The organism is Gammaproteobacteria bacterium (assembly GCA_016716465.1).
GTDB lineage: Bacteria > Pseudomonadota > Gammaproteobacteria > SZUA-140 > SZUA-140 > JADJWH01.
In genome coordinates, this window is the sequence record JADJWH010000001.1 from 1,120,731 (window position 1) to 1,141,145 (window position 20,415).

The following is a 20,415-nucleotide window of genomic DNA, read 5'->3' on the forward strand; positions in this document are numbered from 1 at the left end:
GATCAGCGGGCGATCGTATTGGTGCGCTTGATCTTGTTCTGCAGCTGGATGACGCCGTACAGCAGCGCCTCCGCCGTCGGCGGGCAGCCCGGGACGTAGATATCGACCGGCACGATGCGGTCGCAGCCGCGCACCACGGAATAGGAGTAGTGGTAGTAGCCGCCCCCGTTGGCGCACGAGCCCATCGAGATCACCCAGCGCGGCTCGCTCATCTGGTCGTAGACCTTGCGCAGCGCCGGCGCCATCTTGTTGACCAGGGTGCCGGCGACGATCATGACATCGGACTGGCGCGGACTCGGCCGGAACACCACCCCGAAACGGTCGAGATCGTAGCGCGCGGCGCCGGCATGCATCATCTCGACGGCGCAGCAGGCCAGCCCGAAGGTCATCGGCCACAGCGAGCCGGTGCGCGCCCAGTTGATCAGCTTGTCGGCGGTGGTGGTAACCACTCCTTCCTTGAAGACCCCTTCTATTCCCATTCCAGCGCACCCTTCTTCCACTCGTAGATGAAGCCGATGACGAGAATGGCCAGGAACACGACCATCGCGATGAAGCCGAACATACCGATCTCATCGAGCACCACGGCCCAGGGAAACAGGAAGGCGATCTCGAGGTCGAAGATGATGAACAGGATGGCGACCAGGTAGTAGCGCACGTCGAACTTCATGCGCGAATCCTCGAACGCCTCGAAGCCGCACTCGTAGGGCGACAGTTTTTCACTGTCGGGGCGGTTCGGCGCCAGCACGAAGCCCGCGATCATGGGCGCGATTCCGAAGAACAGCCCCAGAACGAGGAAAACCAGTATTGGCAGATAATTTTCCAGCATGAATACAGTCGGATTCTTAAGGCCCGGATGACCCTGCGCCGAGGCGCACCGGCTTACGGCTCACCTCTCGAAGATGACTCCCCCCTGCAAATGGACTGGACTGCGTTTTTTATTATGTTTGGCCGCAGTATTTGCGCACCAGAGCTGCCCAGTCTAGGCCAGCGCTTTACGCGGTGTCAAGCCGGAAACAATCCGGAATTATCTGGATAAACAGGTAAATACGAAGGTATTTAACTAGCGCGGGAGATTCAGGAGTGAAGCCCCGCAAATGGTGCCGATGGCCGGACTCGAACCGGCACGGCTTGCGCCACTACCCCCTCAAGATAGCGTGTCTACCAATTTCACCACATCGGCAATTCGTTCACGCGGCGCACGGCGCGCGTGGCGGGCTCCGCTCAGGAACCCGTCTGTTGCTGCTTACTGCTGCCCGCTCTGGTCGGGCGCTTCCCCCGGCATCGAGGACGGATCGTCCGGCAGGCTCGGAAGGTCGGCCGGGCCGGCGGGAGTTTCATCACTGGATACCGGCGCCGTCAGCTCCGTCACGCTTCGGCGCTCGGTCTTCTGGCTGTAGAAATAGGCCAGCGCCAGACTGGAAATGAAAAACAGCGTGGCCAGGATTGCGGTGGCCCGCGTCAGGAAGGAAGCCGAACCGCGCGCGCCGAATACCGTTTGCGACGCGCCGCTGCCGAAGGCCGCGCCAATGTCGGCGCCGCGACCGCGCTGGACCAGGACCAGGCCGACCAGCGCGACGGCGATCAGGATGTGCAACACAATCAGGAACGGCAACATTTCATTCACCCGTATGCAATGGCGCAATCGCGCCGGAAATCTCAGGCGGACTGCGCCGCCCGGCAGATCTCCAGAAATTCTTCCGCCTTCAGCGAGGCGCCGCCGATCAGCCCGCCGTCGATATCCGCCATCGCGAACAGCTCCGCGGCATTCGATCCTTTCACGCTGCCGCCGTACAGAATGCGCAGCGCGGACGCCGCGCGCTTGTCCCGCCCCGCCACGCGGCGGCGGATGAAGTCGTGCACTTCCTGCGCCTGCGCCGGCGTCGCCGTGCGGCCGGTGCCGATCGCCCACACCGGTTCGTAGGCGATGACGGCGCGCTCCAGCGCACCCGTGTCGCCCGCCGTATCGAGCACGGCGTCGAGCTGGCGCGCGATGACGGCCTCCGTCGTACCGGCCTCGCGCTCTTCCAGCAGCTCGCCGACGCACACGACGGGGATCAGCCCCGCGGCATTCGCGGCGAGGAATTTCCGCGCCACCGCCGCGTCGCTCTCGCCGTACAGGGTGCGGCGCTCGGAATGGCCGATGATGACGTAGCGGCAACCGAAATCGCGCAGCATCGCGCCGGAGATCTCGCCGGTGAAGGCGCCCGCCCCGGTCTCCTGGCACAGGTTCTGGCCGCCCCAGGCGACGGCGCCGCCCGCGAGAGCGGCCTCGACATCCGCCAGATAGACGAACGGCGGGCACACCGCGATGTCCACGCCCGGAGTCTGCGCGGCGCCCGCGCGCACGGCATCAAGCAGGCCCTTGTTCCCTGCCCGCGAGCCATTCATCTTCCAGTTGCCGGCAACCAGCGGTCGTCGCATCGATAAACCCCAATAACAAAAGGCGTCGAGTCAGCGGAAAACGCTGAAGCTTACCGCCCCCGCCCGAATAAATCAAATCAGGGAAGTGAGGAAAATGGGGAAGCCCGGACCGGGTTCAGACCTGACCGGCGCGGCCGCCGGACTGGCGCGCCTGTTCCTCGCCGATGACCGTCGCCAGGCGCTGCGCGATGGCCTTGACCTGCTGCGGATCCGTCCCCTCCACCATCACACGCACCACCGGCTCGGTGCCGGAGGGGCGCAGCAGCAGGCGACCCTGGCTGCCCAGCGCGGATTCCGCCTCGGCGACGGCGGCCGTGACGGCCGGCGAGCGCGCATGATTGAAGCCCTTCTCGATCGGGACGTTGATCATGTGCTGCGGGTACTTGCTCATGCCGGCCTTCAGCTCGTGCAGGGTGCAGCCGGAGCGCACCATGAACTCGAGCACCTGCAGCGCGGCGACGATGCCGTCGCCGGTGGTGGTGCGATCAAGGCAGATGATGTGGCCGGAAGACTCCCCGCCCAGCGTCCAGCCGCCCTGCAGCAGCAGGTCCATGACATAACGGTCGCCGACCGGCGCCCGCTTCAGCTCCACGCCCAGCTCCGTCAGCGCATGCTCCAGCCCCAGGTTGCTCATCACGGTACCGACCGTCGTGGCGATCTCCTGCCCCGCCTTCAGGCGCGCGCGCGTGATGATGTACAGCAACTCGTCGCCGTCCACCGCTTCGCCGCAGTGATCGACCATGATGACGCGGTCGCCGTCGCCGTCGAGCGCGATGCCGAGATCGGCCTTGTGCTCCAGCACGGCGGCCTGGATGGTCTGCGGCCGGGTGGCGCCGCATTGATCATTGATGTTGAGTCCGTTCGGGGACGCGCCGATGCGGATCACCTCGGCGCCCAGTTCGCTGAACACGCTTGGCGCGACGTGATAGGTGGCACCGTGTGCGCAGTCGACCACGATCTTCAGCCCGCGCAGTTCGATGCCCGAGGAGATCGTGCTCTTGCAGAATTCGATGTAGCGTCCGGCCGCGTCCACCACCCGCTCCGCCTTGCCGAGCTCGGCGGAATCGCGCGTCACCATCGGTTCGTCCAGCATCGCCTCGATCGCCATCTCGGTCTCGTCCGGCAGCTTGTGCCCGCGCGCGGAAAAGAACTTGATGCCGTTGTCATAGTAGGGGTTGTGCGAGGCGCTGATCACGATGCCGGCCTGCGCGTGCAGGGTGCGCGTCAGATAGGCGATCGCCGGGGTCGGCATCGGGCCGAGCAGCAGGATGTCGACCCCGGCGGCCGACAGGCCGGCCTGCAGGGCGGACTCGAACATGTAGCCCGAGATGCGGGTGTCTTTTCCGATCAGCACCTTGCCATGCTGGCGCGACGCCAGCACCCGGCCGGCCGCCCAGCCCAGCTTGAGGACGAAATCGGCGGTGATGGGCTCCCTGCCCACCCGCCCGCGGATGCCGTCCGTACCGAAATAACGCCGGCTGCTCATATCGGGGACAGATTTAAAATCCGTCCCAGCCTCCTCAATCAAAATCGCTGAACCCGAGACGGATTTGTAATCCGTCCCCATTAACCCGGGGACAGATTGTGAAATCTGTCCCCTCCGGCGGTGTTGGGGGACGGATTTCAAATCCGTCCCCATAATACCTAGTCACTCTCCATCACCGCGGTATACAGCCGCGCCGCGTCCACGGTCGGACCGACGTCGTGCGCGCGCACGATGGCGGCTCCCTGCCACAGCGCCATGGTCGCAAGGGCGATACTACCATAAAGCCGATCCTCGACCGGATGCCCGAGCACCGTCCCGATCAGCGACTTGCGCGACAGGCCGACCAGCAGCGGACAGTCCAGCGCGCGGAAACGGTCGAGCCGGCGCAGCAACTGCAGGTTGTGGACCGCGCTCTTGCCGAAGCCGAAACCCGGATCGATCAGCAGCCGGGCGCGCGGGATGCCGGCGCGCAGGCAGGCCTCGATGCGCGCGGCCAGGAACTCCATCACCTCGCGCGCCACGTCGTCGTAGCGCGGCGCCTGCTGCATGGTGCGCGGCTCGCCCTGCATGTGCATCAGACACACCGGCACGCCGAGCTCGCGCGCGACTTCCAGCGCATCAGGCTCACGCAGCGCCCGCACGTCGTTGATCAGTCCGGCGCCGGCGGCGACCGCCGCGCGCATCACCGCGGGCTTGCTGGTATCGATCGAGACGACCAGGGCGGGGACGGCCGCGCGTATGGCCGCGATCACCGGAACGACGCGCCGGATCTCCTCCGCCTCGTTCACGGCCGCCGCGCCGGGGCGGGTCGATTCGCCGCCGACATCGATGATCGCCGCGCCTTCCGCGGCCATGCGCCGGGCCTGGGCCAGCGCCGCGTCCACCGAAAAAAAATCACCCCCGTCCGAGAAGGAATCGGGGGTGATATTGAGTATGCCCATGACCGCGGGCCGGGTCAGGTCGAGCCGGCGGTCGCCGCAGTCCAGCATTCGGCCCGTACGCGGGCTGGCGTCCGTCATCGGCCGCAGCCACGCCGTTCGCGCGCCGCGCGCATGAAGCTCAGCCCGTCAGTGCTGCCCCGCCGGCCCGCCGATGGCGCCGTCGGCCGGCTTGTCCTTTTCCCCGGACTTCTCGCCGCTCACGCCCGGCCCGGCCTTGGGTCCTTCGTAGCGGCCCCAGTCGCGCGGCGGACGCGGTTCCTTGCCCTTCATGATGTCGTCGATCTGCTGGCTGTCGATGGTCTCGTACTTGATGAGCGCCTCGGCCATGGCGTGCAGCTTGTCGATGTTCTCGGTCAGGATCCGGCGCGACCGCTCGTAGTTGCGGTCGATGAACGCGCGGATCTCCTTGTCGATCGCGTGCGCGGTCTCGTCCGAGACGTTCTTGTGCTGCGTCACGGAATGGCCGAGAAACACCTCGCCCTCCTCCTCGCTGTAGGTCAGCGGGCCGAGCTTCTCGGACAGACCCCACTTGGTGACCATGTTGCGGGCGATATCCGTCGCGCGCTTGATATCGTTGGAGGCGCCGGTGGTGACGGCATCGGCCCCGAAGATCAGTTCCTCGGCGATACGCCCGCCGAACATGCTGGAGATCTGGCTCTCCAGCCGCTGCTTGCTGTAGCTGTAGCGGTCTTCCTCGGGCAGGAACATGGTGAGACCCAAGGCACGGCCGCGCGGGATGATGGTCACCTTGTGCACCGGATCGTGCGCCGGCACCAGGCGGCCGACGATGGCGTGGCCGGACTCGTGATAGGCGGTCAGGCGCTTCTCCTCGTCGCTCATCACCATCGAGCGGCGCTCGGCGCCCATCATGACCTTGTCCTTGGCCTTCTCGAAATCGATCATGTCGACCGTGCGCTTGTTGGCGCGGGCGGCGAACAGCGCGGCCTCGTTCACCAGGTTGGCGAGATCGGCGCCGGAGAAGCCGGGCGTGCCGCGCGCGATGATGGCGGGCTCGACGTCGTCGCTGATCGGCACCTTGCGCATGTGCACCTTGAGGATCTGCTCGCGGCCGCGGATGTCGGGCAGCGGCACCACGACCTGGCGGTCGAAGCGGCCCGGGCGCAGCAGCGCCGGGTCGAGCACGTCGGGACGGTTGGTCGCCGCGATGACGATCACGCCCTCGTTGCCCTCGAAGCCGTCCATCTCGACCAGCAGCTGGTTGAGGGTCTGCTCGCGTTCGTCATGGCCACCGCCGAGGCCGGCGCCGCGATGGCGGCCGACCGCGTCGATCTCGTCGATGAAGATGATGCAGGGGGCGTGCTTCTTGGCCTGCTCGAACATGTCGCGCACGCGTGCCGCGCCGACGCCGACGAACATCTCGACAAAGTCGGAGCCGGAAATGGTGAAGAACGGCACCTTGGCCTCGCCGGCGATCGCCTTGGCGAGCAGCGTCTTGCCGGTACCCGGCGAGCCGACCATCAGCACGCCGCGCGGGATCTTGCCGCCGAGCTTCTGGAACTTGCTGGGGTCGCGCAGGAACTCGACCAGTTCGACGACCTCTTCCTTGGCCTCCTCCACGCCGGCGACATCGGCGAAGGTCACCTTGACCTGATCCTCGCCGAGCATGCGCGCGCGGCTGCGGCCGAAGGACATGGCGCCGCGCCCGCCGCCCCCGCCCTGCATCTGGCGCATGAAGAAGATCCACACCGCGATCAGCAGCAGCATGGGGAACCAGGAAATGAAGATCTGCATCAGCACGCTCTGCTGCTCGCGCGGCCGCGCCTGGATCAGCACCTTGTTGTCGAGCAGGTCGCCCACGAGGCCGGGATCGCCCGGGCTATAGGTGGAGAACTTTTCGCCGCCCTGCGTCGAGCCGTGGATGGTGCGATCGTCGATCACGACCTCCTTGATCTCGCCGTTCTCGACGCGCTGGATGAATTCGGAATAGGGGATCTGCTGCGAACTGACCTGCGGCGGACTGAAGTTGTTGAATACCGAGATCAGCACGACCGCGATCACGACCCACAGGATGATATTTTTCGCCATGTCACTCAATGTCCTGTATCTCCCCGGATACTGTTGCGCCGGACCTGTCCGTCCGCCTGTTCCATCTTACTTGCTTTGACCGCATTAACCAACCGTGCGGCCGGCGTCACTCGCGGTGGAAATCCCGTCCCAGGACATACACCTCGCGGGAACGCGCGCGCGAGGCCTGGGGTTTGCGATGGATCACTTTGCGGAACGAACGACGCAGCTCCTTTATATAATCATCCAGCCCCGCCCCCTGGAACATCTTAATCAGCATATCGCCCCCCGGATGGAGAACTTTACGCGCCACCTCCAGCGCCAGTTCCGCCAGATAGAGGGAGCGCGGCTGATCGATTGCGTCCACCCCACTGATATTGGGCGCCATGTCGGAAATTACAAGGTCGATGCCCCGGCCGTCCAGGCTTTTCAATATCTTATCCATGCATTCCTCATCATCGATGTCACCCTGGTGGAACTCGACTCCGGGCAGCGGCGGCATGGCCAGGCGGTCGAGCGCGACCACGCGGCCCTTGGGACCGACACGGCGCGCGGCGATCTGCGACCACCCGCCCGGCGCGGCCCCCAGATCGAGGACCACCATGCCGGGACGGAACAGACGGTCACGCCGGTCGATCTCGAGCAGCTTGTAGGCGGCACGCGAACGGTAGCCCTCCTTCTTCGCCTGGAGGACGAACGCGTCGCTGTGATGCTCGCGCAGCCAGCGCCGGCTACTGGGGGTTTTTTTCATGTGTGGACCTTACGATCACCGCCGATTGCCATTACAATGCCCCGCACCATGGAACTGACCCCCCGACAACGGACCCACCTGCGCGCGCTCGCCCATGCGCGCAAGCCGGTGGTGAGCACCGGACAGCGCGGGCTGACGCCCGCCGTCGTCAACGAGATCGAGCAGGCACTCGGCCATCATGAGCTGGTGAAGGTCAGACTGAATGCCCCCGACCGGGAAGCGCGCCGGGAGATGATGGAGGAGATCTGCCGCGCCACCGGCTGCGCCTGGGTGCAGAGCATCGGCCACATCGCCGTCCTGTACCGCCCGGCCCGGAAACCGCTGATCGTCCTGCCCGTCGCGCAGTGAGCGGCGCCCGGCGTCAGACGTAGCGCACCGCCACGATCTCGTATTTCTTGACGCCGCCCGGCGCGTGGACCGTGGCGAGGTCGCCCTCTTCCTTGCCGATCAGCGCGCGCGCGATGGGGGAACTGAGCGAGATCCTCCCCTCCTTGATGTCCGCCTCGTCGTTGCCGACGATCTGGTAGGTCGCTTCCTCGCCCGAGGCCTCGTCGATCAGGTCGACGGTGGCGCCGAACACGATCTTGCCGCCGGCATTGAGCCTGCGGACGTCGATGATCTCCGCGTTGCCGAGCTTATCCTCCAGTTCGGAGATGCGTCCCTCGATGAAAGACTGCTGCTCCTTCGCGGCGTGGTATTCGGCATTTTCCTTGCAGGTCGCCGTGCGCGCGCGCCTCGGCGATCGCCTGGATCACGCGCGGGCGCTTCACGGTCTTCAGTTCATGCAGTTCCTGGCGCAGGCGTTCGGCGCCCTGAACCGTCATCGGTACCTTGTTCATAAAGATTCCACTCCGTCAGCTTCTGCAAGGCATTCACCGTGAAATCACCCGACTGCCTGAGCGCCATGCAGGTGGCACGGGCCCCGGCGATGGTGGTGGTGTAGGTGACCTTGTGCTGCAGCGCCGCCCGCCTTATTTCATAGGAATCCGCGATCGCCTGCTTGCCTTCCGTGGTGTTGATGATCAGGCTGATCTCGTCGTTCTTGATCATGTCGGCGATGTGGGGACGCCCCTCGCCGACCTTCATAACTTTAGCACAGGGCACCCCTGCGGATTCAAGGGTCTTGGCCGTGCCGCCCGTCGCGAGCAGCTCGAAACCGAGCGCGACGAGATCACGCGCGACGGACACGGCGCGCTCCTTGTCGACGTCGCGCACGCTGATGAACGCCTTACCGCCCGACGGGAGATCGATGCCGGCCGCCGCCTGCGACTTGGCGAAGGCCTCGGCGAAGCTCCGGCCGATGCCCATCACCTCTCCGGTGGATTTCATCTCCGGCCCCAGGATCGGGTCCACGCCCTGGAACTTCGCGAAGGGGAACACCGCCTCCTTGACCGAGTAGAACGGGGGCACGATCTCGCGCGTGACGCCCTGGGCGCGGAGGGTCGCGCCCGCCATGCAGCGCGCGCCCACCTTGGCGAGCGACACGCCGCAGGCCTTGGACACGAAGGGGATGGTGCGCGAGGCGCGCGGGTTGACCTCCAGCACGTAGATGTCGGCGCCCTTGATGGCGAACTGGATGTTCATCAGGCCGACCACGCCGAGGCTGCGCGCGAGCAGTTCGGCCTGGCGCCGCATCTCGTCCTGCAACGCGGCCGGCAGGCTGAACGGCGGCAGCGAACAGGCGGAATCGCCCGAATGCACCCCGGCCTGCTCGATGTGTTCCATGATGCCGCCGATCACCACGTCCGCGCCGTCGCTGACCGCGTCGACATCGACCTCGATGGCGTCGTCGAGGAAGCGGTCGAGCAGCACCGGCGATTCGTTCGACACGGAGACCGCGGTGCGCATGTAGCGCGCCAGATCGTCCTCGTTGTAGACGATCTCCATGGCACGGCCACCGAGCACGTAGGACGGCCGCACCACCAGCGGATACCCGATCTCGGCCGCCGCGGCCAGCGCCGCCTCGACCGTGCGCGCGGTGCGGTTCGGCGGCTGGCGCAGTCCGAGGCGTTCGATCAACTGCTGGAAACGTTCGCGGTCCTCGGCCAGGTCGATGGCGTCCGGCGTGGTACCGATGATGGGCGCGCCCGCCGCTTCCAGTGCGCGCGCCAGCTTGAGCGGCGTCTGCCCGCCGTATTGCACGATGATGCCGCGCGGTTGCTCGACCGCGATGATCTCCAGCACGTCTTCCAGCGTGAGGGGCTCGAAGTACAGGCGGTCGGAGGTGTCATAGTCGGTCGACACCGTCTCGGGGTTGCAGTTGACCATGATGGTCTCGAAGCCGTCCTCGCGCAGGGCGAGCGCGGCGTGCACGCAGCAGTAGTCGAACTCGATGCCCTGGCCGATGCGGTTGGGGCCGCCGCCCAGCACCATGATCTTGTCGCGCGCGGTCGGCGCCGCCTCGCTCTCCTCGTCATAGCTCGAGTAGAGATAGGCCGTGGTGGTGGCGAACTCCGCCGCGCAGGTATCCACGCGCTTGTAGACCGGGCGCACGCCGAGCCGGTGGCGCAGCGCGCGCACTTCGTCCTCGCGCGTCCCGAGCAGGTGCGCCAGACGGCGGTCGGAAAAACCCTTGCGCTTGAGCGCGCGCAGGGCGCCCGCATCGAGGTCGGACGGCGCGCGACCGCGCAAGGCGTTCTCGAGATCGACCAGTTCCTTGATCTGCACCAGGAACCAGGGGTCGATGCGGCAGAGTTCGTGCACGCGCTCGATCGCCATGCCGCTGCGGAAGGCATCGGCCAGGTAACGCAGGCGATCCGGCGTCGGCGTGCGCAGATGATGCACGATGGCCGCCTCGGCGCCTTCCGTGGACAGGTCGGCGATCTCGTCCAGGCCGTCGATACCCGTCTCCAGTCCGCGCAGCGCCTTCTGCAGCGATTCCTGGAAATTCCTTCCCATCGCCATGACTTCGCCCACGGACTTCATCTGCGTGGTCAGCAGCGGCTTCGCCTGGGGGAACTTCTCGAAGGCAAAGCGCGGCACCTTGGTCACCACATAGTCGATCGAGGGCTCGAACGAGGCCGGGCTGGCGCCGCCGGTGATTTCGTTGCGCAGCTCGTCCAGCGTGTAGCCGACAGCGAGCTTGGCCGCGACCTTGGCGATCGGGAACCCGGTCGCCTTGGAGGCCAGCGCCGAGGAGCGCGACACGCGCGGATTCATCTCGATCACCAGGCAGCGCCCGTCGTCCGGGCTGATGGCGAATTGCACATTGGAACCGCCGGTGTCGACACCGATCTTGCGCAGCACGGCGATGGAGGCGTTGCGCAGCAGCTGGTATTCCTTGTCGGTGAGGGTCTGCGCCGGCGCGACGGTGATGGAATCGCCGGTGTGCACGCCCATCGGGTCCAGGTTCTCGATGGAGCACACGATGATGCAGTTGTCATTGCGGTCGCGCACGACCTCCATCTCGAATTCCTTCCAGCCCAGCACCGACTCCTCGATCAGCAGCTCGTGGGTCGGCGACAGGTCGAAGCCGCGCTCGCAGATCTCGACGAATTCCTCGCGGTTGTAGGCGATGCCGCCGCCGCTGCCGCCCATCGTGAACGACGGCCGGATGATGGTCGGATAGCCGATCGGCGCCTGCACCTGCAGGGCCTCTTCCATGCTGTGGGCGACGGCCGCGCGCGGGCAGGCCAGGCCGATCTCGGCCATCGCCTTGCGGAACAGATCGCGATCCTCGGCGGTGTCGATGGCGTCGCGCGAGGCGCCGATCATCTCCACGCCAAACTGCTCCAGCACGCCCTCGCGCACCAGGTCGAGCGAGCAGTTCAGCGCGGTCTGGCCGCCCATCGTGGGCAGCAGCGCGTCGGGGCGCTCCTGCGCGATGATCCTGGCGAGCGTGCGCCAGTTGATCGGCTCGATATAGGTGGCATCCGCCAGCCCCGGATCGGTCATGATCGTGGCCGGATTGGAATTGACCAGGATGACCCGGTAGCCCTCCTCCCGCAGCGCCTTGCAGGCCTGCGCGCCCGAATAATCGAACTCGCACGCCTGTCCGATCACGATCGGCCCCGCGCCGATGATAAGAATACTTTTTATATCAGTACGTTTTGGCATTTTCTTTCAGCAAAAAATCATCCGGGATCGGCGCCGTTCAACGGCCCTGCTGCCGCATCAGCTCGATAAAATGATCGAACAGCGGCGCGGCGTCGTGGGGACCGGGACTCGCCTCCGGATGGCCCTGGAAACCGAAGGCTGGTACGTCGGTCCGCCGAATCCCCTGGTTGGAGCCGTCGAAGAGCGAGCGGTGCGTGACGCGCAGGGTGGCCGGCAGCGTCGACTCGTCCACCGCGAAGCCGTGATTCTGGCTGGTGATCATCACCCGCTTACTGTCGAGGTCCAGCACCGGGTGGTTCGCGCCGTGATGGCCGAACTTCATCTTGATCGTGCGCGCCCCGCTCGCCAGGCCGAGGAGCTGATGGCCGAGACAGATGCCGAACAGCGGGATGCGCCGCTCCAGCAGCACACGGATCGACTCGATCGCGTACGCGCAGGCCGCCGGATCGCCCGGTCCGTTGGACAGGAACACGCCGTGGGGTCTGAGCGCCAGCACTTCCTCCACCGGCGTCTGGGCCGGGACCACCGTCACGCGGCAGCCGCGGTCGACCAGCAGGCAGAGGATGTTGCGCTTGACGCCGTAATCGTAGGCCACCACATGATAGGGCTGCGCGCGGCCGGCAGCGGAGGCGGAGGCGGGCTCCAGCGTCCAGCTGCCCTGCGCCCATTCGTAGCGGATCTCGGTCGACACCACGCGCGCGAGATCCATGCCGTTCAGGCCCGGGAAGCCGCGCGCCATCTCGACGGCGGCATGCTCATCGATATGCTCGCCGGCCATGATGCAGCCGCTCTGCGCGCCGCCCTCGCGCAGCAGGCGGGTCAGGCGCCGGGTATCGATGTCGGCGATGCCGACCACCTCGTGCCGGAGCAGATAATCCTCCAGCCGTTCGCGTGCGCGCCAGCTGCTCGCGATCGGCGAGGGCTCGCGCACGATCAGGCCGCTCACGTACACGCGGGACGACTCCTCGTCGTCCGGGTTGGCGCCGGTGTTGCCGATATGGGGATAGGTGAAGGTGACGATCTGCCGACTGTAGGACGGGTCGGTGAGGATCTCCTGGTAACCCGTCATGGCGGTGTTGAACACCACCTCACCGACCGTCTGTCCCGGGACCCCGATGGAAACCCCTCGAAACAGATTACCGTCCGCAAGCGCTAACAGGGCCGGTTGATGCAAAGCAGATCCCCTCCTTACAGATACGCAAAACGGGAGAAGCGGCCACACCCCTCCCGTTGTCGGAAACCCGAAAACGACCAGTTTTCAAAGCTTGGCGATTCTAACTCAGGACGCTTCGATGTGTCCACGCGCGGACGCGGCGCCCGGACACGGGCATCTGGGATACAACCATGAAAAAACCGATGATCAGCGAACAGTTAATGGACTCTGCTAAACCCGCGCATCAGAACCCGGCGCCACGGACGGCGGGCCGGTGATCGCCGGAACGACTGCGGGGTGAGCGGACCGAACCCTAGCCGGCGGCAATCAGGGGCTGGCGGCCGCCGAGGCGGCAGAAGCGCAGCCACTCGCCGAGGAACAGGTTCACCTGACGCTTTTCGAACACGCCGTGCATGTCCTTGTTGGGGTAGGGATACACCGCCGCGAAGCGCGCGCGCCCCTGATAGCCGATCACCTCGGCGACGCGCGCGTCGTGGCACATGCGTACCGCCAACGCCAGGTCGGGGATCCGGTCCGCCCCGGGCGCGAGCGAATGGCTGAAGGCGAGCATCGCGGTGTACTTGCAGGTTTCGACGATGCTCAGGCGGATACGGGGCAGGTCACTGAGGACGAAACTGACCGGGGCCTGCATCGAACGCAGACCGGGCACCAGTTGCGCGAGGCTCCGGTAGTTGCCCTCGTATATCGGCATCAGGCTACGCAGCCCGGGCGCCGTCCGTACCGTCATCACCTGTGATGGACTTCCTGCCGCGTGGACCATTCGGATCGGGCGCGAAGACGCGCCCGCAAGTCTGGGGAAATTATACCACCGGCCTACGACTTTTGGGTCAGCGCAAACGCGGCGAAACGCGGATCAACCAAGATCGCTTGACGACGGCGGCGAACAGGAGTAGGCGGAAACTACTCGGATTGCCCGGCCGCCTCACGCTCCCGTTTCTCGCGCTCCTCCTGCTCGCGCTCCTTGCGAATGCGCCGGTCCCCCAGTGCGATGGCGATCAGCACACCGACCATCAGTGAGATCACGACGAGTTTGATGACGATGGAATCCATGATGCTCACCTCGATGCCGGGCGACGATTGATCACCGCGGCGAGTATAACATCGGGACGACGGACTGGCCGGCCGGGCGCCGGAGCGAAGCGCCCCGCCTACTGCCAGCGCCGCCGCAACAGCGGAAGCCGCATCAGCAGCGGGATACTGGCGACGTACAGCAGCAGGCCGACGGCATCGGCCACCATGTCCAGCAGCGAGAACTCCCGCCAGGGGAGAAAGTACTGCACGCATTCAATCGCCACGCCGTACGCCATCAGCACGGCGAACTTGCGTACGCCGAACCCGGTCTGTGGACGGGCGAAATCGAGCAGGAGCGCAAGCGCGTAGAATGCGCAGGCGTGATTCAGTTTGTCCGACACCCGCTGCGGCCCCATCTCCGGCATCTGCATGAACGCCAGCAGGGCCACCGTCAGCAAGGCCAGCACCAGCAGGGCGCGAAAGATGTGTATCTGGATCGATTCCATCATGATGCCAACAACGTCGCCGTTTCATCCCCACCCTACCGGTGGCAGGAGTATATACCGGCGCCCGTATCGCACCGAGACGGCGAAACAAAAAAATCCGGTTGTATCCCGATGGATGCCGGGGCAGGACAGGCAAGCGACCGTGCGGCAGGCCCCGATCTCCGCCGCCACAGGATTCAGTCGGGGATGCCTGGCCACCATTCACTGGACAGTGAGAGCGGCGAGCGTATGCAGCGCTATCGTCATCCTGAAGACCGGCGCGCGCCCCGCGTGCCAGCCCTGACTTCACGCCGATGCACTGTCAGCGCTGCGCAAGCCGCAAGGGCCCAGCCGGCATCAAGCAGGGACAGGCCACGCGTTCACCCCGGCGGCCAGTGCAGCGGCCGGCCGCCGAGCACATGCAGGTGGATGTGGAACACGGCCTGGCCGGCGTCGCGACCGCAGTTCATGACGGTGCGGTAGCCGGACTCGGCAAGGCCTTCGCTGCGCGCCACCTCCTGCGCGGCAAGATAGAGCTCACCGACCAGGCTGGTATGCCCGGAACCCAGATCGTTGATGGTGGCGATGTGCTGCTTGGGGATGACCAGCACATGGGTCGGCGCCTGAGGATTGATGTCGCGGAAGGCCAGCACGCGGTCGTCCTCGTACACCTTGCTGGGCTGGATCTCGCCCCGGACCATCTTGCAGAACAGGCAGTCTTTCATCGTTACGCACCTTTCCATTCACGGGTAACGGGGTGGGGACGGACTGAAGTCCGTCCCCGTACGATATGCCGGGTATGATCCCCCATCGGGCCGCGGCGCGGCAAGCCGGGGCGCAGAAATGACGGTGCGACTCATGTCGCCCGGATGCAAGCGCGCGGCGCTGGAACCCGGGGAATGTCCCGGTTTATGCTGCGCTTCATCCGGGCTACGGGCTCACTCGGAGGGAGAAGGTTTGCGCTTGGGTTGCGCGACGTTGTCGCGCAGGTAGACGGGCAGGGCCTGCTCGGGAGGCAATCCGCCGCCTACCTTATATATGGGCGCCGCCAGCAGGGCAACGTCGCGGGCGCGGGGATAGCGTCCGGCGTCCCAACCGGCGAGGCGCCGGCCCAGGCGCAGGCGCATGACCTCGCCATACACCTCCCAGGCGTCGCCGGCGCCGAACCAGCCGGCGCCGGCGGGCAGCATAGCGTCCATCGGCGCGCAGACCTGCTCCGTGCCGGACAAGGCCGGTGCCCCGCCCTCGTCCAGCTCGTATGCGCCCCAGTAGATCTCGTGCATGCGCGCATCCATGGCGGCGAGGATGCGCGACCCCTTGCCCTCGCGCGTGGCGCCGTAGGCAAGCGCGGCGAGCGTGGAAACCGGCACCACCGGGGTATCGAGACCGAAGGCGATGCCCTGCGCCACGCCGGCGGCGATGCGCAGGCCGGTGAATGCGCCGGGACCGCGCCCGAAGGCGACCACGTCGATCTGCTCGCGCGACCAGCCGGCCTCGGCAAGCAACTCGTCCAGCATGGGGAGTAACAACTCGGCGTGACCCCGCGGGGCGATCTCGAAGCGCTCGATCGGGTCGCCGCCATCGAACAACGCCGCCGAGCAGGCGATCGTCGAGGTCTCGATGGCGAGCATCTTCATGGAATGCGTGTTGCCGTGCAGCACAGAATTATTTTTTCTTCAGTAGAAACACCCCGCGGAGCAAACGCCGGCGCGGGCTGTTCATCAGATTACTGGATTAGCCGGCGCACGTGAATCGGACAGATGGATTATTTTTTAATATCCATCAGCCGGGCACACCGAAGGCGTCCGGCGGCGGGATCTCCCCTGCAGGGCCCGCATAGAATCGTTCTATCTCCGCCAGCTCCCGCACACGGCGCATGGGCGGCAGATTGCGCAGGAAAACCTGGCCGTAGGATTTGCTGAACAGACGCGGGTCGCACAGCATCAGCACGCCGCGGTCGTCGACGTCGCGGATCAAACGCCCGACTCCCTGTTTAAGGGCGATGACCGCCGCCGGCAGCTGGTAGTCGCGGAACGGATTGCCGCCGCGCGCTCTCATCAGGGACGCGCGCGCCTGGAACACCGGGTCGTCCGGGGGGGCGAACGGCAGCTTGTCGATGATGACGCAGGACAGCGCCGGCCCGCGCACGTCGACCCCTTCCCAGAAACTCCCGGTACCGAGCAGGACGCCGTTGCCGGCGCGGCGGAAGCGCTCGAGCAACTCATTGTGCGGCAAGGTGCCCTGCACGAACACCGGATAGTCGAACCCTTCCATGCGGGCGAACAGCCGCGCCGCTTCCTGCAGTGCATGGTGGCTGGTGAAGAGGATGAACGCGCGCCCGCCGCTGGCCGCCAGCACCGGGCACGCAGCCTGCACCACGGCCGCGGTATAACCCGGCGTGCCGGGCTCGGGCAGGCCGCGCGGCAGATACGCCACGGCGTTGGCGGCGTAGTCGAACGGGCTGTCCCAGCGCGCGGTGCGCGCGTCCCCGATGCCGAGGCGAGTGCAGAAATGACTGAAATCCTCCCCGACCGCCAAGGTCGCCGAGGTGAACACCCAGGCACTCTGATAGCGTTCCACGCTGGCGCGGAAGGTGGCGGCGAAATCCATCGGTGTGACGTGCAGGGTGAACGAGCGCGCGCCGGTCTCGAACCAGGTGATGCGCTCGCCCGGCTCCGCGTCGTCCTCCGCCGCGTCCGTGCTGCCGGCGAACTGGCGCAGCCGCGCGCCCAGCAGCTGCGCCCGCCGCCAGCAGTTCTCCAGCTCCTTGTCGCGCCCGGCCGCCGCCTCGAGCTGCTCGAGCAGCGCGAGCACGCCGTCCTGCAGGCGGTGCATGGCGGCGTCGAGCGCCGGCGGGAGGGATGCCGCCGGCCACGCCGCCTGGCGCTGCCCGTCGCCGAGCGCGAGCCGGAACGCCTCCACGCACTGCTCGAGCGCGCGCGCGGCGGCCTCCAGTTGCGGCGTATCGGCGCTGAGCGCGTACAGGGCGCGCTGGGAATCGCGGGCCAATTCGCCGAGCTGGCGTCCGCTCAATGCGGTACCGAAGAAGCGCGAGGCGAGCTCGGGCAACTGGTGTGCCTCGTCGAGGATAAAGGCCTGCGCCTGCGGCAGCAGCTCGCCGAAGCCTTCCTGGCGCAGCAGGATGTCGGAAAACAGCAGGTGATGATTGATCACCACCACATCCGCCTCCTGCGCCGCGCGCCGCGCCCTGATCACATGACAGTCGGCGTAGGCCGGGCAGTCCTGGCCCAGACAGTTCTCGGCATTCGAGGTGACCAGGTACCAGAACGGATCGTTGCCGGGGATGTCGGCGACCTCGCTGATCTCGCCGCTGCGCGTGCGTCCGGCCCAGGCGCGCACCTCGTGCATGCGCGCCGCCGCGCGCGGGAGCGCGATCTCGCGCGACTGGCCGGCCAGGTCGAGGCGGTACAGGCACAGGTAGTTGGCGCGTCCCTTGAGCAGCGCGACGTGCAGCGGACTTGCGAGCGCCTGCTTCACCACCGGGATGTCACGCTGGAACAGCTGGTCCTGCAGGGCCTTGGTGCCGGTCGAGATGACGACCTTGCCCGCGCGCTGGAACACGGGCGCCAGATAGGCGAAGGTCTTGCCGGTGCCGGTGCCGGCCTCGGCGACCAGCAGCCCGCCGGCGTCGAGCGTTGCGGCCACCGCGGCGGCCATCGCCTGCTGCTGCGCGCGCGGCGCGAAGTGCGGGATCCGGTGCGCGAACGGGCCGTCGCGCCCGAGCAGTTCAGCGGAGCCGATCAGGGGATCCGGCATGGCCCGCGCGACGAATCAGGCGCTGGCCTGATTGTCCCACACCCCGTCTCCGACCGCGCCGGCCGCGCGCTCCCAGACGAGGCGGCCGAGATTCTTGAAACGGGCCACCGACATCGCGCCGCGCTTGCTGCGCCGGCTGTCGGAACGCCCGAGGTCGTCCAGGATGTCCGCGCGTTCCGCCTCGTAGATCTCGAACGACTCGAAATTCTCGTCCATCAGGACCAGCACGACACTGTCCCATTCCTGCTCGATCTTGAGCTGGCCGATGCGATGGCCGCCCCGACTCTCATCGAAGATCGCGCGCCCCTTGATCTGCACGCGCTTGCCGGCGCGCGCGCCGCGCCCGATAGCGTCATAGCCGCTGACCGGCGGCTGGCACAGCTCGAGATCGAGCAGGCGCGCGGCATCATGCTGGCAGATCTCGGCGCTGACACCGGCGAGCGGCCGGCCGGTGGTCCGCCGGTAGGCGGCGGCAAGGCGGCGCGCCTCGGCGATGAGTTTGTCGACGGAATAAAATTCCACGGTTTTCCGGTCAGGTATTGATTGGGGCGATTCTAGCATTAAGGATGCGGCATGTCGTGCAGAGGCTATAATGCCGGAATGTCTGGGGCAGGTTCCAAGTCTGTCTCCGAATCAGGCGGTACAAACCGGGCACGGGGACAGATTTGAAAATCTGTCCCCGCCGAGTGCACGACGCAACATGCATCCAGGTCATGAATGCGCAGGATCCTTCACTGATACAGGCGCTGCAGGACGCCGCGCTCTACGATCACCCGGTCGCGGGCTTTCGCGTCATTGAGACGCACATCTCCTGGGTGCTGCTCACCGGGCCCTATGCCTACAAGATCAAGAAGGCCGTCGATCTCGGCTTCCTCGATTTCTCCACGCTCGACAAGCGGCGTCACTACTGCGAGGAGGAACTGCGGCTCAACCGCCGCCTCGCCCCCGCGCTCTATCGCGATGTCGTGACCATCACCGGCACCCCGGCCCGGCCCGTACTGAACGGCGCGGGCGCGGCGCTCGAATACGCCGTCAGGATGATCCAGTTCGATCCGGCGCAGCAGTTCGACCACCTGCTCGCCGCGGACCGACTGACACCGGAACTGCTCGCCCGCTTCGCCGCCGGCCTCGCCCGCTTTCACGCCGCGGCCGCGCGTGCGACGGCCGGCGATCGCTATGGCACGCCGGCGGCCGTGGCCGAACCGGTGGAGGAAAACTTCGCGCAGATCCGCCTGCCGCCGGAGTTTCCGGCCGAGACGGCGCTGCTGCGGGAATTGCACGACGAATCCGTGCGCGCGGGCGCGGCGCTGCGCCCGGTGCTGCAACAGCGCAAGGCCGCTGGCCACGTGCGGGAGTGCCACGGCGACCTGCATCTCGGCAACATCACGCTCCACGCGGGTGAACCGCTGGCCTTCGACTGCCTGGAGTTCAACGACCGCCTGCGCTGGATCGATGTCATGAGCGAGATCGCATTCCTGGTCATGGACCTCGACGCGCACGGGCGCGCCGATCTCGGCCTGGGCTTTCTGAACGAGTACCTGCACCACAGTGGCGATTACGCGGGACTAGTCCTGTTGCGTTACTATCAGGCCTATCGCGCGCTGGTGCGCGCCAAGGTCGAGAGCATCCGCCTGCGCCAGAGCGGCGCGACGGCTGCGACGGCCTTTGACGCCCTGCGCGCCTACATCCGTCTGGCCCGCGACTACCTTCGCCCGCGACCGCGCGCCCTGGTGATCACCCATGGCCCGTCCGGCTCGGGCAAGACGACGCATACCAACGCCCTGCTCGCGCCCTGCGCCATGATCCGCGCCCGCTCCGACGTCGAGCGCAAACGCCTGTTCGGCTACACGCCCGAGGCGCGCACGCAATCCGGGCTCGACGCCGACCTCTACAGCGCTGACGCCGGCGCGCGTACCTACCGGCGCCTGGAAGAGCTCGCGGCCGCGATCATCGATGCGGGGTTCACGGCGCTGATCGATGCGACCTTTCTCAAGGCGGCGCAGCGGGCGCCGTTCCGCGCCCTCGCCGCGCAGCTCGGCGTGCCCTTTATGATCCTGGATTTCCAGGCCGATGCGGCCGTCCTGAGGGCGCGCGTCGAGGGGCGCATGCGCGTCGGCCGCGATGCCTCCGAGGCCACGCCGGGGGTATTGAAGCGGCAGATGGACACCCAGGAGGCGCTGACGACGGAGGAATGCGCCGACACAATTACCATCGACACCGGCCAGCCCGTGGATGCCGCGCTGATCGCGGCAGAGATCACCCGGCGCATCGCCAGATAAATCGGGGAC

General features: G+C 66.6%; 19 protein-coding genes, 1 tRNA gene and 1 pseudogene. 2 read left to right on the forward strand and 19 right to left on the reverse strand.

Annotated elements, in window-relative coordinates; all coding sequences use genetic code 11:
* Positions 1-2: 2 nt before the first annotated feature.
* The 9 genes from IPM20_05345 to rlmE all read right to left on the reverse strand — a co-directional run bounded on the left by IPM20_05345 (position 3) and on the right by rlmE (position 7,624).
* Positions 3-479 (reverse strand): NADH-quinone oxidoreductase subunit B, encoded by a 477-nt coding sequence (locus IPM20_05345; GenBank protein ID MBK9131051.1) that lies wholly within the window; start codon positions 477-479, stop codon positions 3-5.
* Complete coding sequence (locus tag IPM20_05350; GenBank protein MBK9131052.1) at positions 470-826, reverse strand: NADH-quinone oxidoreductase subunit A; 357 nt, start codon at positions 824-826, stop codon at positions 470-472. The genes IPM20_05345 and IPM20_05350 overlap by 10 nt, the downstream gene beginning before the upstream one ends.
* Before the next feature lie 269 nt (positions 827-1,095).
* Positions 1,096-1,180, reverse strand: a tRNA-Leu gene (locus IPM20_05355).
* Between the two features lie 63 nt (positions 1,181-1,243).
* Positions 1,244-1,615 (reverse strand): preprotein translocase subunit SecG, encoded by a 372-nt coding sequence (gene secG / locus IPM20_05360; protein ID MBK9131053.1) that lies wholly within the window; start codon positions 1,613-1,615, stop codon positions 1,244-1,246.
* A gap of 41 nt (positions 1,616-1,656) precedes the next feature.
* Complete coding sequence (locus IPM20_05365; protein ID MBK9131054.1) at positions 1,657-2,421, reverse strand: triose-phosphate isomerase; 765 nt, start codon at positions 2,419-2,421, stop codon at positions 1,657-1,659.
* A gap of 115 nt (positions 2,422-2,536) precedes the next feature.
* A complete protein-coding gene (glmM, locus tag IPM20_05370) occupies positions 2,537-3,907 on the reverse strand; it encodes a phosphoglucosamine mutase (GenBank protein MBK9131055.1) in 1,371 nt (456 codons plus the stop codon).
* A 158-nt stretch (positions 3,908-4,065) separates the two neighbouring features.
* On the reverse strand, positions 4,066-4,848 hold the full coding sequence (gene folP, locus IPM20_05375) for a dihydropteroate synthase (protein ID MBK9131056.1): 783 nt from the start codon (positions 4,846-4,848) through the stop codon (positions 4,066-4,068).
* A 126-nt stretch (positions 4,849-4,974) separates the two neighbouring features.
* Positions 4,975-6,894, reverse strand: a complete 1,920-nt coding sequence (ftsH, locus tag IPM20_05380; GenBank protein MBK9131057.1) for an ATP-dependent zinc metalloprotease FtsH — start codon at positions 6,892-6,894, stop codon at positions 4,975-4,977.
* 106 nt (positions 6,895-7,000) lie between these two features.
* Positions 7,001-7,624, reverse strand: coding sequence for a 23S rRNA (uridine(2552)-2'-O)-methyltransferase RlmE (gene rlmE, locus IPM20_05385; protein MBK9131058.1), 624 nt, complete (start codon positions 7,622-7,624; stop codon positions 7,001-7,003).
* Positions 7,625-7,672: 48 nt separating this feature from the next.
* Between rlmE and yhbY the strand changes: the two genes are divergently transcribed.
* Positions 7,673-7,972 (forward strand): ribosome assembly RNA-binding protein YhbY, encoded by a 300-nt coding sequence (yhbY, locus tag IPM20_05390; protein MBK9131059.1) that lies wholly within the window; start codon positions 7,673-7,675, stop codon positions 7,970-7,972.
* 13 nt (positions 7,973-7,985) lie between these two features.
* Here yhbY and greA read toward each other — a convergent pair.
* The 10 genes and pseudogenes from greA to IPM20_05440 all read right to left on the reverse strand — a co-directional run bounded on the left by greA (position 7,986) and on the right by IPM20_05440 (position 18,649).
* A pseudogene (greA, locus tag IPM20_05395) lies at positions 7,986-8,463 on the reverse strand (transcription elongation factor GreA).
* Entirely contained in the window at positions 8,405-11,680 is a 3,276-nt protein-coding gene (gene carB / locus IPM20_05400) for a carbamoyl-phosphate synthase large subunit (protein ID MBK9131060.1), read from the reverse strand. Before carB ends, greA begins: the two are co-directional and overlap by 59 nt.
* A 37-nt stretch (positions 11,681-11,717) precedes the next feature.
* Positions 11,718-12,854 carry a glutamine-hydrolyzing carbamoyl-phosphate synthase small subunit gene (gene carA / locus IPM20_05405; GenBank protein MBK9131061.1) on the reverse strand — a complete coding sequence of 379 codons (1,137 nt, stop codon included), beginning with the start codon at positions 12,852-12,854 and terminating at the stop codon, positions 11,718-11,720.
* Positions 12,855-13,146: 292 nt separating this feature from the next.
* A complete protein-coding gene (locus IPM20_05410; protein MBK9131062.1) occupies positions 13,147-13,581 on the reverse strand; it encodes a DUF1249 domain-containing protein in 435 nt (144 codons plus the stop codon).
* Positions 13,582-13,754: 173 nt separating this feature from the next.
* The gene (locus IPM20_05415; protein MBK9131063.1) at positions 13,755-13,904 is read right to left on the reverse strand and encodes a hypothetical protein; all 150 of its coding nucleotides are present in this window, start codon (positions 13,902-13,904) and stop codon (positions 13,755-13,757) included.
* A 98-nt stretch (positions 13,905-14,002) separates the two neighbouring features.
* The gene (gene vanZ / locus IPM20_05420) at positions 14,003-14,296 is read right to left on the reverse strand and encodes a VanZ family protein (GenBank protein MBK9131064.1); all 294 of its coding nucleotides are present in this window, start codon (positions 14,294-14,296) and stop codon (positions 14,003-14,005) included.
* Between the two features lie 434 nt (positions 14,297-14,730).
* Positions 14,731-15,075 (reverse strand): histidine triad nucleotide-binding protein, encoded by a 345-nt coding sequence (locus IPM20_05425; GenBank protein MBK9131065.1) that lies wholly within the window; start codon positions 15,073-15,075, stop codon positions 14,731-14,733.
* Positions 15,076-15,288: 213 nt separating this feature from the next.
* On the reverse strand, positions 15,289-15,987 hold the full coding sequence (gene tsaB, locus IPM20_05430) for a tRNA (adenosine(37)-N6)-threonylcarbamoyltransferase complex dimerization subunit type 1 TsaB (GenBank protein MBK9131066.1): 699 nt from the start codon (positions 15,985-15,987) through the stop codon (positions 15,289-15,291).
* Between the two features lie 145 nt (positions 15,988-16,132).
* Positions 16,133-18,127: an ATP-dependent DNA helicase gene (locus IPM20_05435; GenBank protein ID MBK9131067.1), complete on the reverse strand. Its 1,995-nt coding sequence runs from the start codon at positions 18,125-18,127 to the stop codon at positions 16,133-16,135.
* Positions 18,128-18,142: 15 nt separating this feature from the next.
* Positions 18,143-18,649: a hypothetical protein gene (locus tag IPM20_05440; protein MBK9131068.1), complete on the reverse strand. Its 507-nt coding sequence runs from the start codon at positions 18,647-18,649 to the stop codon at positions 18,143-18,145.
* Positions 18,650-18,840: 191 nt separating this feature from the next.
* On the opposite strand from IPM20_05440, the gene IPM20_05445 reads away from it, so the two are divergent.
* A complete protein-coding gene (locus IPM20_05445) occupies positions 18,841-20,406 on the forward strand; it encodes an AAA family ATPase (GenBank protein ID MBK9131069.1) in 1,566 nt (521 codons plus the stop codon).
* Positions 20,407-20,415 lie beyond the last annotated feature (9 nt).